The sequence below is a fragment of the Rhodococcus sp. MEB041 genome (assembly GCF_030208955.1).
Classification (GTDB): domain Bacteria; phylum Actinomycetota; class Actinomycetes; order Mycobacteriales; family Mycobacteriaceae; genus Rhodococcoides.
In genome coordinates, this window is record NZ_JARVSZ010000005.1 from 958,826 (window position 1) to 972,294 (window position 13,469).

The following is a 13,469-nucleotide window of genomic DNA, read 5'->3' on the forward strand; positions in this document are numbered from 1 at the left end:
GATCAGGGCTCGTGGCGGTACCGGACCGAGGCCAGAGCGATGCGGCCGTCGACGGACGACACCCCCTCCTCGGCCAGCGCCGCGAGCTGACGTGTCACGAGGTGGGGAGCCGGGCGGCCGTCGGCACGGATGACCCGGTGCCACGGCAGATCGGAGGAGTCCGTCCGCATGATCCACGCGACGATGCGTGGGCTGGGCAGTCCGACGACCCGGGCGATGTCGCCGTACGTGGTGACACTGCCCGGGGGGACTGCGGCCACGACGGCGCGCACGGCCTCGACCTGTTCGTCGGTGATGCGGCTCACGACGTCGTCACGCGTCGGATCATCTCGTCGACCAGAGCGGCCGATTCGGGACCCTTCGCCTGCGGCACCATGTGGTCGCAGTCCAGGTCGACGATCCGCACGTCCGGCGACGAGCGGACGAGTGCGTCCCGGAACTCCGGTGTGAGGTACGGCGGGTCCACCCGCGCGGCGCGCACGACGGTGACCGGAATGTCACTGGGCGGCAGCACGAACGGGCGCGCGAGCTCGCCCCACGACGCGACGACGGCGGCCGTCGACGTCCGCCATCGCACTCGCCCGTCGTCGGTGTCCACCAGGTGTTCGGCGATCTCCTCGTCGACGAGAGCCGGGTGGACGTCGGACCACGCGCCGTGGAGCTTCTCCGAGCGTGCCTCCGCGGCATCGGTGTAGTCGTCGTACAGCACCGTCGACTGCGCCGTCTCCAGCATCGAGTCCGGCGACAGGCCGATGGCGGGATCGAGCAGCACCAGTCCCGCGACGAGCGACGGGAACGACCTCGCGAGATGGATCGCGAGCGCGCCCCCGTAGGAGTGGCCGACCACGACGACGGGCCCGGCCGAGTGGGCCCGTAGGACGGCGGCCAGCCGATCGACCTGGCGCTCGATCGACCACGGCGGAGTCCACGGTGCCCTGCCGTGACCCACCAGGTCCGGAGCGACGACGCGGGCCTCGGGCAGGTGCTCGCTCCACCGTTGCCAGCGCCTGCCGTGGCCGGTCATGCCGTGGATCGCCAGGACCACCGGTCCGGACGCCGGGCCGTACACGGCGACGTCGTCGGCATCCGTCGTGGGGGCGGGGGATTCGGAGGTCGTCGGCATGGGGTCTCCTGAGCGGTCGAGTGTCGACGCGGTGGCGGAACCGAGTCGGTCTCGGAGAGGGGGCTGTGTGGGAACTGGGGGTGTGTCGGACTCCCATGATGCAATGCGCCTCATGAACGACGACGGCGCGGGCACCACCGGAGACGCGGCTGTCACCCGTGGCGGTATCCGGCTGGTGCGCCGGACGCACCGTGTCGCGCAGGTGCGCACGTGGCCGCAGGAGTGTGCGCCGCTGGTCGCGCCGAGTGAGCCCGGCGACTCCCGGCCGTGGCAGGTTCTGGGCGGTCCGGGCACCGGGAAGACCGCGCTCGTGGCCGATGTGGCGGTGGCGCGGATGACGGCGCCGGGAAGCGATCCGGAGTCGGTCCTGGTGCTCACGCACTCGCGTCAGGCGGCCGTCGACATGCGCGAGCAGATCACCGCCGGGCTGTTGGGCGTGTCCTCCGAGCCCCGCGCGACACGCGAGCCACTCGTACGCACGGTGCACTCGTACGCCTTCGCCGTGCTGCGGTTGCAGGCGTCCGCCTACGGCAATCCGCCGCCGCGTCTCCTCACCAACGCGGAGCAGGACTCCGTGATCCGCGAGATGCTCCGCGGTGAGATCGCGGACGGCGCCGCCCGGTGGCCGGAGCGCGTGCGCCCGGCGCTCGGACTGGTGGGCTTCGCGTCCGAGCTCCGTGATCTCGTCCTGCGCGCCGCGGAACGCGGGCTCGGTCCGGAGGACCTGATCGCGTGGGGGCGGAAGCACTCTCGGCCCGAGTGGGTAGCTGCGGGCAAGTTCGCCGCACAGTACGAACAGGCGATGTTGCTTCGAGGATCGGTCGGCGTCGAGACTCCGGAGGCCACGTCGCCCGGACTGGACGCGGCCGAGCTCGTGGGTGCAGCGCTCACGGCGTTCGCGACGGATCCGGACCTGCTCGTCTCCGAACGTCGGCGCATCCGCCACGTGCTGGTGGACGATGCCCAGCACCTCGATCCGCAGGCGGCCCAGCTGGTGCGGCTGCTCTCCGCCGGTGCGTCGTCCACCGTCGTCGCCGGCGATCCCGATCAGGCGGTCTTCTCCTTCCGCGGCGCGGACGCGCACTTCCTCACCGATCTGGACGACGGGCACAGTGGTCGTCGCGTCGTGTTGTCCCGCAATCACCGTTCGGACTCCGGTGTCGGCTCGGTGCAGCGGGCGATCACCGCGCACCTGTCCGGTCGGGTCGCACACCGTGTCGGCACGCAGTTCCGCGACGACAGGGCGGAGGACGAACACCCGTCGGCCGAGGAGGAGACCCGCGCGGTTCCGCCGGTGCGGGTGGTCGTCGCGTCCTCGACGGCGAAGGAGGCCACCGCCATTGCCGACACGTTCCGCCGCGCGCATCTCGCCGACGGCGTGCCCTGGTCGGAGATGGCCGTCGTCGTCCGCTCCGTTCCGCGGTCGCTGCCGTCCCTGCGTCGCGCGCTGCACGCCGCGGGGGTGCCGGTGGTGTCGTCCGCCACGGCCGTGCCCCTGCATCGGCACCGTGGTGCGGCTGCCCTGCTGCTCGCGATGCGTGCGGTCGCCGCTGCCCGGTGCGCACCCGAGCGGTCGGCGGCGGTGTTCTCCGACGACGCTGCGTTGGCACTGCTCGAAGGTCCCATCGGAGGGGCGGATCCGCTCGCCGTCCGCAGACTGCGTCGCGGGCTACGGCGGGGCGACGTGGCCGAGGGCGGCGAGCGGGACTCGTCCGTGCTGCTGCGCGCCGCGATGATCGGCTCCTCGGTCGACCCGCTCGTCGCACGTCTGTCCGACGTCGAGAAGGCACCGCTCACCCGCGTCCGTGCCGTGGTCACGGCCATCGCGAAGGCAGTGGGCCCGGCCGGTCGTCGCGTCGAGGACGCACTCTGGGCCGGGTGGCGTGCCACCAGGCTCGAACGCCGGTGGGTGGCGTCGTCCGCCCGGGGTGGGCCTCTCGGCGTGCAGGCAGATCGGGATCTGGACAGCGTCGTCGCGTTGTTCGACGCCGCGGCCGCGTACGTCGACGCACTCCCGCGCGGCACCCTGGAGGGGTTCGTCGAGTACGTCACCGACCAGGAGGTTCCCGTGGGCGACGGGCGGCGTCCCGCGATCGTTCCCGACGCGGTGCGGATTCTGAGTGCCCATGCCGCGGTCGGGCGCGAGTGGGACGTCGTCGCGGTGGCGGGCGTACAGGAGGGACTGTGGCCCGCGCTGCGCCCGCGCGGATCGCTGCTCGGGGTCGAGGCCCTGGTGGATCTCGCCGCGGGTGTCTCCGACGGCGATCGCGAGTTGGACGATCGGGTCTCGCGGACCGCACCGTTGCTCGCGGAGGAACGTCGCCTGTTCCTGGTGGCGTGCAGCCGCGCACGGTCGAGCCTGCTCGTCACCGCCGTCGACTCGGTGACCGGTGGCGCGGACACCGTGCGGTCGAGGTTCGTGGACGACCTGCTCGCGTCCGATGCCGTGCGGTACTCGGACGTCGACGAGAGCGACTCCGGTGCCGGCCCCACCGCGCCTCTCGGCCGGGTGCTCGCGTTGCCCGCTCTGGTCGCCGAGCTGCGTGCGGTCGTGTGCGACCGTCGTGTCGCGGAGAACGACCCCGACCGCCATGCGCGCGCCGCACGGCACCTGGCGCGACTGGCGAGGGAAGGGGTGCGCGGCGCCCACCCGGACGAGTGGTACGGGCTGTCCGGAACCAGTACCGAGTTGCCGCTGTGGGATCCGGCGGACGGGCCGGTGTCGTTGTCGCCGTCCACGGTGGAGGTGCTCACCGCGTGCCCGCTGCGGTGGGCGCTCGAACGCAACGGGGGCACCGACGGCGACACCGTGCACGCGGTCACCGGAACGCTGGTGCACACGCTGGTGCAGGCAGTGGCCGGTCGGGTGCCGCCGGACGAGGTGCGCAGAGAGCTGGAGAAAGCCTGGGTGGCAGTCGATCTCGGATCTGCGTGGTTCTCGCGCAAGGAGCTCGCACGTACCGCCACCATGATCGAGACGTTTCAGGAGTGGATGTCACGCTCACGCGGCGAGCTGACGGAGGCCGGTGTCGAGGTGCCGGTGGACGGGGTGTTGGAACCGCGCACGCCGGACGAGCCCGCCGTCGCGCTGCGCGGACGGATCGATCGGCTCGAACGTGACCCCGACGGACGACCCGTGGTCGTCGACGTCAAGACCGGTAAGAACGCGGCGACGGCCGCGGCGACGGCCGAGCACGCGCAGCTCGCGACGTATCAGGTGGCACTCGCCGCCGGTGCGGTCGAGGGCGAACCGGCCGGCAGTCCCGGCGGCGGGCGGTTGGTCTACGTCGCCAAGCCGCACACCAGGACCGGTGCCACCGAACGAGCGCAGGCAGCACTCACGGGGGAGACCCTCGAGCAGTGGCGCACCGTCGTCGTCGACGCGGCGCGTGCCACGCGGGGCCCGGTGTTCGAGGCTCGCGTCAACGACGGCTGTCGGCACTGCCCGATAGCGTCGTCCTGCCCGGCACAGGACAGAGGCAGGCAGGTGACCGAAGGATGAGAGACGTGGCCCGAGTGAGCCCCGCCGAGGTCGCCGTCGCTCTCGGCCAGTTCCCGCCCACCGACGAGCAGTCGGAGATCATCGCGGCTCCGCGCGGTCCGTTGCTGGTCGTCGCCGGCGCCGGTGCCGGCAAGACGGAGACCATGGCGGCGAGAGTGGTCTGGATGGTGGCCAACGGTCTGGTCCGGCCGGAGGAGGTGCTGGGCCTGACCTTCACGCGCAAGGCCGCCCAGCAGCTCACCACGCGCATTCGCCAACGGCTGGCCCGATTGGCCGGGTCCGACCTGCTGCGGCGTCTCGATCCGTCCGGTGAGCTGCGGCGCACCGTCCTGTCGGGCGAGCCCGAGGTGAGCACGTACCACTCGTACGCGGGCCGACTGCTCCAACGCCACGGCATGGTGCTGCCGCTCGAACCGTCCACGACCCTCGTGTCGGAGACCGAGCTGTGGCAGCTGGCCCACCGCGTGGTGGCCGCATGGGACGGCGACGTCCCACTGGACCGGGCACCGGCGTCGATCACGGAATCCGTGCTCGCCCTGTCCGGTCAGCTCGCCGAGCACCTGGTCGAACCGGGCGACCTGGGAGAGGCCCACACCGAGCTCGAGAAGCTGATCCACCATCTGCCACCGGGCCCGAAGCAGAAGAGCGGCGGTCCCACCAAGGACCTGCTGGGCATACTGCAGGTGCAGGAACACCGGCTCGATCTGCTGCCCCTGGTGGCGCGGCTCCACGAGGTCATGACCCGTGACGGACTGCTCGACTTCGGGCGGCAGATGTCCCTGGCCGCGCGTGTCGCGGCGGACCACCCGAACGTGGGCCGCGACGAGCGCACGCGGTGCCGGCTGGTGCTGCTCGACGAGTACCAGGACACCGGTCACGCGCAGCGCGTCCTGCTGTCCTCGCTGTTCGGGGGTGGCCGTGACTCCACTCTGACGGTGACGGCCGTCGGCGACCCGATGCAGTCGATCTACGGCTGGCGCGGTGCGTCCGCGGCGAACCTGCCCCGGTTCGGTACCGACTTCCCACGCTCGGCGCGCTGTGCGGCCCCGGTGCGTCAGTTGTCGACCAGCTGGCGCAACCCGCCCGAGGCGCTCGCGCTGGCCAATGCGGTGGCTGCCCCGTTGCGCATGCGCGGTGTCGCGGTGGACGAGTTGCGCGCGCGTCCCGGTGCGGTGCCCGGCGATGTCCGGCTCGCGCTGACCACCACGGTGGACGACGAGCGCCGGTGGATCGCCGAGGCGATCGCGGGGGAGTACCGCACGGCGCGGGAGGACGGGCGCACTCCGCCCACCGCGGCGGTCCTGGTGCGGCGCAACGCCGATGCGGGGCCGGTGGCCGAGGTTCTGCGCGGCGCAGGCCTGCCGGTCGAGGTCGTCGGACTCGGTGGGCTGCTCCGGACGCCCGAGGTCGCCGACCTCGTGGCGATGCTGCGGCTGGTGAGCGACCCGCTGGCCGGCAGCGCCGCCATGCGCGTTCTCACCGGCTCGCGCTGGCAACTGGGTGCCGCCGATCTGCGTGCCCTGTGGAGTCGAGCGCGGGAGATCGCGGCGCACACCGGCCGCGGGCGGACGGGCACGGTCACCGACGCCGAGGAGTTGGGGCGCGCGCTCGAGGACGGCATGCCCGGGGAGCGATCGGAACAGTCCGGGCTGGTGGACGCCCTGGCGGATCCGGGCGACCCGTCGCGCTACTCCGAGGCGGGACATCGGCGCATCCTCGCCCTCGGCGGGGAACTGCAGTCACTGCGCCACCGGCTCGGTCAGCCACTTCCCGATCTGGTCGCCGACGTCGAGCGAGTGCTCGGGATCGACGTGGAGGCGGGGGCACGTCGTCCGTCGGGGGACGCGGGCGGGCGCGAGCATCTCGACGCCTTCGCCGAGGTGGTCGCGGAGTACGGCGATCAGCAGACGGCGACTCTCACCGGACTGCTGTCCTTCCTGTCCGCCGCCGAGTCCGTGGAGGACGGCCTCGCGCCCGGCGAGGTCGACGTCGACCCGCACCGGGTGCAGGTGCTCACCGTGCACTCCGCCAAGGGTCTGGAGTGGGAGGTCGTGGCGGTACCGCACGTCTGCGAGAGCGTGTTCCCGTCCACCAGGTCGTCCGCGTCCTGGTTGGGCTCGGTGGCCGAGCTACCGCCGTCCCTGCGCGGTGACAGGGCGATTCCGGGTGACGACGCCGGGGGCGTCCCCGTTCTCGATCTCGAGGGCGCGACGCACCGCGGCGACATCGCCGACGCCGTCACCGAACACAAGGCTGCGCTCGCACGTCGCCGACTCGACGAGGACCGACGGTTGTTCTACGTCGCCCTCACGCGCACCGAGCGGGTGTTGCTGGTCTCGGCGCACCACTGGGCTCCCGGCGCCTCGTCGCCGAAGGGTCCCTCGTCGTTCCTCGCCGAACTGCACGGCCTCGTCGAGACCACCTCGGCGATCGGCGGCGCGGAGATCGGGACCGTGCAGCACTGGGAACCCACTCCGCCGGACGGAGCCGACAACCCCTACGCGACAGTCGAACTGACGGCACTCTGGCCGGCCGATCCGCTGGGTGCCCGCCGTGAGGACGTGATCATGGGGTCTGCAGCCGTGCGCGCCGCACTCGTCGAGTCGGCATCGGTCGAGGAATCGTCGTCCGAGAATCCGGACGACGACGATCCCGACGGGTGGGCGCGTGACGTCGAACTGCTTCTCGCCGAACGTGATGCGGTGTCGCGGCCGGAAACCGACGTCGTCGTGCCCGACACCATGTCGGTGAGCCAGGTGGTCCACCTGGTCGCGGATCCGGACGCCCTGGCATCGACGCTGCGGCGACCGGTCCCGTTCGCGCCCAACCCCTTGGCGCGTCGCGGCACCGCGTTCCACGCCTGGGTCGAACGACGCTTCGGGGCGACCCGCCTGCTCGACCTGGACGAGCTGCCCGGCGCGGCGGACGGCGCCTCGGCCGCCGACACGGACCTCGAGGAGCTGCAGCGTGCGTTCGACGCGTCACCGTGGGCGTTGCGCAGTCCCGTCGAGGTGGAGGTCCCGTTCGAGACGTCGGTCGGTGGAGTCGTGTTGCGGGGACGGATGGACGCCGTGTTCGCGGACTCCGACGGTGGCTGGACGGTGGTGGACTGGAAGACCGGCGCGCAGCCGACACCGGCCGAGGAACGTGCGGTGGCGATCCAGCTCGCCGCCTACCGACTCGCCTGGGCGGAGCTGATGTCGGCGACCCGCTCCGAGCCGGTGCCCCTCACCACGGTGCGGGCGGCCTTCCACTACGTGCGATCGGGAGTCACCGTGTCTCCGACGGATCTCCCGGACGCGGAACGGTTGGCGGAGATCATCTCCACGGCGGGCGCGGACCCGGCGACGTGATCAGCGCGCGTCGCGGTACACCTTCCAGGACTGCGTGATCAGCGGGATCTGCAGCGGCAGTCGAGCCACGACCCCCACCTTCATCGCGGTCGAGGTCTTCTCGCTCTGCAACCACGACGCGGCCATCTGCAGGTTGGCCGGGAACACGGCCACGAAGAAGGCGGCGGCCGCGGCGCCGGCCAGGCGACGAGTGCGGGGAACGATCAGTCCGGCCGCCAGTCCGAGCTCCGCCACTCCCGACACGTACGTGTACGTCCGCGGTGATCCGGGGAGCACGTGCGGCACCTGGGAATCGAACGGCGCCGGTGTGACGAAGTGCAGGACACCGGCTCCGCCGAGGAGGACCGCGAGTCGCTGCGCCGCCCTGTCCGCCGCCCGTCGGCGCGACGGGAGTCGAACGGAATCGAGCAGCGGCAAGGTACGGAGCGTCATGGTCGCAGCCTGCACCATCGTCTGCTCGTTGCCAACAGGACGGTGGAGCACCGGAGTTCTGCAGCGACTGATGGCGGTCGGCGGCTCGATGCTCCGATACAGTCACGGCAGCCGACGAGGCGGATCGACGACCACGAGCGACGAACGAGGACCACATTCATGGCAGGACGGTTGCGGAATCGGCTGCTGAACACCGACACCGGACTCACGGATCGCCCCGACTTCGCACTGGTGGGTGTCCTGCGGATCCCGGAGTTCGAGCAGAGCCCCTGGCGAGCGATCTACCAGCGCATCATCATCGCGCTCGCCACGCTCTTCGTGGCCGCCATGGTCGTCTACGTGGACCGGGACGGGTACGCCGACAACCAGGACAATCAGCTGTCCTTCCTCGACGCTTTCTATTACACGACCGTGTCGCTGTCGACCACCGGCTACGGCGACATCGCGCCCATCACCCCGTCCGCGCGCCTGGTGAACATCCTGGTCATCACGCCGCTGCGCGTCTTCTTCCTGATCCTGCTCGTCGGCACCACCCTGTCAGTGCTCACCGAACGTTCGCGCCAGGCGTTCAAGATTCAGCGATGGAGGCGCAACGTGCGCAATCACACCGTGGTCGTCGGGTACGGCACGAAGGGTCGCACCGCGATCGCCGCGATGCTCGGAGACGGGGTGTCGGCCTCGGACATCGTGGTCGTCGACACCGATCAGTCGTCCCTGGACGCGGCGAGCAACCTGGGCCTGGTGACCGTGCAGGGCTCGGCCACCCGGTCGGATGTCCTGCGCCTGACCGGTGCTCAGTACGCCGCGTCGATCATCGTCGCGACCAACCGGGACGACACCGCCGTGCTGGTGACGCTCACGGCGCGGGAGATCGCGCCCAAGGCGAAGATCGTTGCCGCGGTGCGCGAGGCGGAGAACGTGCATCTCCTGCGCCAGTCGGGCGCCGATTCCGTGGTGGTCTCCTCGGAGACCGCCGGGCGACTGCTGGGTATCGCGACGACCACGCCGAGCGTCGTGGAGATGATGGAGGACCTGCTGACCCCCGAGGCGGGCTTCGCGATCGCCGAGCGCGAGGTCGAACGCGACGAGGTCGGCGGATCGCCCCGCCACCTGTCGGACATCGTGCTCGGTGTGGTCCGTGACGGTCGTCTGGTGCGGGTCGGTTCGCCCGAGGTCGATGCGATCGAGGCGGACGACAGACTGCTTTACATCCGACGCGTCTCCAACTGACCAGCCGCACTGCGGTGCACCGGATCTGCCGCCGTCGGACCCGGTCAGTAGGGTCGTGACGTGTCCTTCCGACTTCTGTCCGAGCCCATGCTCTCGCGTTCCCCGATCGACCGCGCCGAGGAATTGCGTCGCGACGACGCGGCACTCGCCGCAGGGTGGCCCACCGCACGGCTGTTGCGCGTGGACAGTCAGGGTCGCGTGCCGGTCGAGGACGGTCGAGTGGCGCTCGTACCGGCCGTCGACACGGCGGACTCGCCGCCGGAGGACGCAGTGTTCCTGGGAGTCGTCGACGACCACCACGTCTGGGCGGTCTCCGTCTCCGCACTCACCGGCGAGGTGACGGATCTGCGGTCGTTCGGCGACGTCCTCACGGAGTCGTCGGCGGGGCTGGTCGTGACGGCGGTGGCGTTGTTGAACTGGCACCGGTCAGCGGCGTTCAGTGCGCGCGACGGATCACCGACCGTGCTCTCGTCGGCGGGGTGGTCCCGCACCAGCACCCTCACGGGCCACGAGGAGTGGCCTCGGTCCGACCCGGCGATCATCGTCCTCGTGCACGACGGGGCGGACCGCGTCCTCCTCGCACGCCAGCCGATGTGGCCGGAGCGTCGGATGTCGGTGCTCGCCGGTTTCGTGGAGGCGGGGGAGTCGCTCGAGACGTGCGTGAGCCGCGAGGTGGGCGAGGAGGTCGGTCTCGACGTGTCCGACATCACCTATCTCGGCAGTCAACCCTGGCCGTTCCCGCGCTCGGTGATGATCGGGTTCGCGGCGCGCGCGAACGCCTCACAACCGCTGTCGTTCAACGACGGTGAGATCGCGGAGGCGCGATGGTTCACCCGTGACGAGGTACGCACCGCCCTCGCCGCCGGGGACTGGAGCGCCTCGGAGGACGCTCCGCTCCTGCTTCCGGGAAGCATCTCCATCGCCCGCGCGATGGTGGAGTCGTGGGCGGCGCTCGAGTCCTGACGAACGCGAGCGCCCACGCCTCAGTTCAGGCCGATGGCCTTCTTGACCTGCGCGAGGCTGGGGTTGGTCGCAGTGGAACCGTCGGCGTACTTCAGAGTCGGCACGACGTGGTTTCCGTTGTTGACGCTCCCGACGAACTCGGCGGACGCGGGATCCTTCTCGATGTCGATCTCCGTGTAGGCAATGCCGTTCTCGTCGAGCTGCGTCTTGAGACGTCGGCAGTAGCCGCACCAGGTCGTCGAGTACATCGTCACTGCGGGCACGTGGGCTGTGTCTTTCTGCTGTGCTGTGGTCACGCAACTCTCAACGCGGAGTCATCGACGGTTGTTCCGATCGGGCGGTGGGCGCGCCGGCGGTGTCGGTGCGGGCTGACATGATGGCCACGTGAACGACAGGGATGCGGTGGAGGGTCTCGACCCCGAACAGTCGGCCGCCGTGCTCGCTCCGCGAGGCCCCGTGTGTGTGCTCGCGGGTGCAGGAACCGGCAAGACCAGGACGATCACCCGTCGCATCGCCCACCTCGTCGCGGACGGGCACGTCAAGCCGAGTCAGGTCCTCGCCGTCACGTTCACCGCGCGGGCTGCGGGGGAGATGCGCGAACGGCTCCGCGTCCTCGGTATCCGGGGGCAGTCGTCCGACGGGCAGGTGCAGGCGCGCACGTTCCATGCCGCCGCGATGCGGCAGCTCAAGTACTTCTGGCCGCAGGTCGTGGGAAACACGGACTGGCGTCTGCTGGATCGCAAGTTCGGCGTCGTCGGGCAGGCCGCCTCCGCTGCCGGCGTCTCGACGTCCACCGACAGTGTCCGCGACCTGGCGGGTGAGATCGAGTGGGCCAAGGCCTCGCTGATCGCGCCCGAGGACTATCCGGCCGCCGCCGCACGACTGCACCGCGACACGCCGACCGACGCGGATCGTGTCGCCGCGGTCTACGAGGGTTACGAGGAACTCAAGAACCGCGATCCCGATGCTGTGCTCCTCGACTTCGACGATCTGCTGCTGCACACGGCGGCGGCGCTCGAGAACAGCCCGTCCGTCGCACAGGAGTTCCGCGAGCGGTACCGGTGCTTCGTCGTGGACGAGTACCAGGACGTCACTCCACTGCAGCAGCGTGTGTTGGACGCCTGGCTGGGCGATCGGGACGACCTGACGGTGGTCGGCGACGCCAACCAGACCATCTACTCCTTCACCGGGGCCACACCGCGGTTCCTGCTCGACTTCTCGCGGCGGTTCCCGGAGGCGACGGTGGTGCGCCTCGAGCGCGACTACCGGTCCACGCCGGAGGTCGTCGGGCTCGCCAACAAGGTCATCGGCGCGGCGAAGGGGCGCATCGCGGGGACACGGCTCCAGCTCATCGGACAGCGCGCGGCGGGACCGGACCCCACCTTCGTGGAGTACGACGACGAGGTGTCCGAGGCAGCGGGAGTCGCGCGCACCATTCAACGGTTGATCCGTACCGGCACGGCGGCGTCCGAGATCGCTGTGCTCTATCGCATCAACGCTCATTCCGAGGCGCACGAGAAGGCGCTGACGGATCTGGCAATTCCGTATCAGATCCGCGGCGGCGAGAGCTTCTTCCAGCGGCAGGACGTCCGGTCGGCCGTCGCCGCCGTTCGGTCGAGCGCCGCCCGGGACGACCTGCCGTCCGACGCACGCAGCGGGGCCGGCCTGCCGCGGCTCGTGGAGGCGGTGCTGGCTCCCCTGGGACTGTCGGCGACGGAACCCAACGGTGCTCAGGCGCGGGAGAAGTGGGCTGCGTTGCGGGCTCTCGTCGCGCTGACCGAGGATCTCGTCGTCCAGGTACCCGATCTCGATCTCGAGGGACTGGTGCGTGAGTTCGCGATGCGCGCGGAGGCTCGGCACCCTCCGGTGGTGGAGGGGGTGACGCTGGCGTCGCTGCACGCCGCCAAGGGACTCGAATGGGACGCGGTCTTCCTCGTCGGTCTCACCGACGGCACGCTGCCCATCAGTCACGCTCTGGGAGACAACAACTCGTCGCCCGACGAGGCCGCGGTGGAGGAGGAGCGTCGCCTGTTGTACGTGGGTGTGACGCGCGCCAGGGAGCACCTCGAACTGTCCTGGGCGCTGGCCCGTAACGAGGGCGGTCGCAAGTCGCGTCGGCGTTCGCGGTTCCTGGTCGACCTGGTTCCCGAGTCGTCGCCCGCATCGCGCATCGCCGCACCCACCGTCCACAAGAAGCGGCCGGTCTGCCGTGTGTGCGGCAAGCCCGTCATCGGCACGGTGGCCACCATGCTCGGCCGGTGTGAGAACTGCCCGTCCGACGTCGACATCGCTCTGCTCGAATCCCTGCGGACCTGGCGGTCGGAGACGTCGAAGGCGCTCAAGGTTCCTGCCTACGTGGTCTTCAGCGACAACACGCTGACCGCCATCGCGGAGCAACGGCCACGCGACGATCGCGGGCTCGTCGCGATCCCGGGTATCGGGGCGAAGAAGCTCGAGCGGTTCGGAGCCGACGTCTTGGCGCTCGTCGACGCCCGTCTCTCCGCCACCGAGTGAGCGCATCTCCGCAGGTCGAAAAAGGGTTGTGCGGTCTGAGGCAGCCGTTTACTGTGTATTTCGTACCGCGCGCCCCGTGAGGGTTTCCGGTGCGTGACCTGCTCGATTCCGACTCGCCGCCGAAGGAGGTGTCACCCGTGGAGATCTACACCACCGCAGCGCTTCTGCAGCAGAAGTCTGCCGTCTGCAGCACCGGCATGAACAAAGCCGGCGCAGGCGCAGTCGCCGAAGCAATCGCACTGAGCACGACCGGTTTCGGAGTGGCACCCTTGCCGCGCCGTCACCGCGAGCGCTGGGCGCATCGCGCATCCGTGGGCACCGGAGTCGATCGGGACATCACTCGATAGGCACC

At 70.7% G+C, this 13,469-nt stretch carries 10 protein-coding genes; 6 read left to right on the forward strand and 4 right to left on the reverse strand.

All coding sequences use genetic code 11. The annotated features are described in order from the left end of the window. Positions 1-2 precede the first annotated feature (2 nt). Both QRN16_RS18645 and QRN16_RS18650 read right to left on the reverse strand, forming a co-directional pair. On the reverse strand, positions 3-305 hold the full coding sequence (locus QRN16_RS18645; RefSeq protein WP_027506835.1) for an MGMT family protein: 303 nt from the start codon (positions 303-305) through the stop codon (positions 3-5). Beyond that, entirely contained in the window at positions 302-1,123 is an 822-nt protein-coding gene (locus QRN16_RS18650) for an alpha/beta fold hydrolase (protein ID WP_056447840.1), read from the reverse strand. Before QRN16_RS18650 ends, QRN16_RS18645 begins: the two co-directional genes overlap by 4 nt. Positions 1,124-1,235: 112 nt before the next feature. Between QRN16_RS18650 and QRN16_RS18655 the strand changes: the two genes are divergently transcribed. After that, positions 1,236-4,625 carry an ATP-dependent helicase gene (locus QRN16_RS18655; RefSeq protein ID WP_285188876.1) on the forward strand — a complete coding sequence of 1,130 codons (3,390 nt, stop codon included), beginning with the start codon at positions 1,236-1,238 and terminating at the stop codon, positions 4,623-4,625. Further along, positions 4,622-7,978, forward strand: a complete 3,357-nt coding sequence (locus QRN16_RS18660) for an ATP-dependent helicase (protein WP_285188877.1) — start codon at positions 4,622-4,624, stop codon at positions 7,976-7,978. Before QRN16_RS18655 ends, QRN16_RS18660 begins: the two co-directional genes overlap by 4 nt. Here QRN16_RS18660 and QRN16_RS18665 read toward each other — a convergent pair whose 3' ends face one another. Continuing rightward, positions 7,979-8,410: a DoxX family protein gene (locus tag QRN16_RS18665; RefSeq protein WP_285188878.1), complete on the reverse strand. Its 432-nt coding sequence runs from the start codon at positions 8,408-8,410 to the stop codon at positions 7,979-7,981. Positions 8,411-8,569: 159 nt separating this feature from the next. Between QRN16_RS18665 and QRN16_RS18670 the strand changes: the two genes are divergently transcribed. Next, positions 8,570-9,640, forward strand: coding sequence for a potassium channel family protein (locus QRN16_RS18670; protein ID WP_027506830.1), 1,071 nt, complete (start codon positions 8,570-8,572; stop codon positions 9,638-9,640). An 87-nt stretch (positions 9,641-9,727) separates the two neighbouring features. After that, positions 9,728-10,603, forward strand: a complete 876-nt coding sequence (gene nudC / locus QRN16_RS18675) for an NAD(+) diphosphatase (protein WP_285189049.1) — start codon at positions 9,728-9,730, stop codon at positions 10,601-10,603. A 20-nt stretch (positions 10,604-10,623) separates the two neighbouring features. Here nudC and QRN16_RS18680 read toward each other — a convergent pair whose 3' ends face one another. Then, a complete protein-coding gene (locus QRN16_RS18680; protein ID WP_037186837.1) occupies positions 10,624-10,851 on the reverse strand; it encodes a mycoredoxin in 228 nt (75 codons plus the stop codon). Positions 10,852-11,005: 154 nt separating this feature from the next. On the opposite strand from QRN16_RS18680, the gene QRN16_RS18685 reads away from it, so the two are divergent. Both QRN16_RS18685 and QRN16_RS18690 read left to right on the forward strand, forming a co-directional pair. After that, positions 11,006-13,117, forward strand: a complete 2,112-nt coding sequence (locus QRN16_RS18685) for an ATP-dependent DNA helicase UvrD2 (protein WP_285189050.1) — start codon at positions 11,006-11,008, stop codon at positions 13,115-13,117. 89 nt (positions 13,118-13,206) lie between these two features. Beyond that, positions 13,207-13,464, forward strand: coding sequence for a hypothetical protein (locus QRN16_RS18690; protein ID WP_222647049.1), 258 nt, complete (start codon positions 13,207-13,209; stop codon positions 13,462-13,464). The last annotated feature ends 5 nt before the right edge of the window (positions 13,465-13,469 follow it).

What these genes read in the sequence shown, in the direction of transcription:
- QRN16_RS18670 (WP_027506830.1), top strand. Translation starts at nt 8,570, where the DNA reads ATGGCAGGACGGTTGCGGAATCGGCTGCTGAACACCGACACCGGACTC.
- QRN16_RS18660 (WP_285188877.1), top strand. Translation starts at nt 4,622, where the DNA reads ATGAGAGACGTGGCCCGAGTGAGCCCCGCCGAGGTCGCCGTCGCTCTC.
- QRN16_RS18665 (WP_285188878.1), bottom strand. Translation starts at nt 8,410, where the DNA reads ATGACGCTCCGTACCTTGCCGCTGCTCGATTCCGTTCGACTCCCGTCG.
- nudC (WP_285189049.1), top strand. Translation starts at nt 9,728, where the DNA reads ATGCTCTCGCGTTCCCCGATCGACCGCGCCGAGGAATTGCGTCGCGAC.
- QRN16_RS18650 (WP_056447840.1), bottom strand. Translation starts at nt 1,123, where the DNA reads ATGCCGACGACCTCCGAATCCCCCGCCCCCACGACGGATGCCGACGAC.
- QRN16_RS18680 (WP_037186837.1), bottom strand. Translation starts at nt 10,851, where the DNA reads ATGTACTCGACGACCTGGTGCGGCTACTGCCGACGTCTCAAGACGCAG.
- QRN16_RS18655 (WP_285188876.1), top strand. Translation starts at nt 1,236, where the DNA reads ATGAACGACGACGGCGCGGGCACCACCGGAGACGCGGCTGTCACCCGT.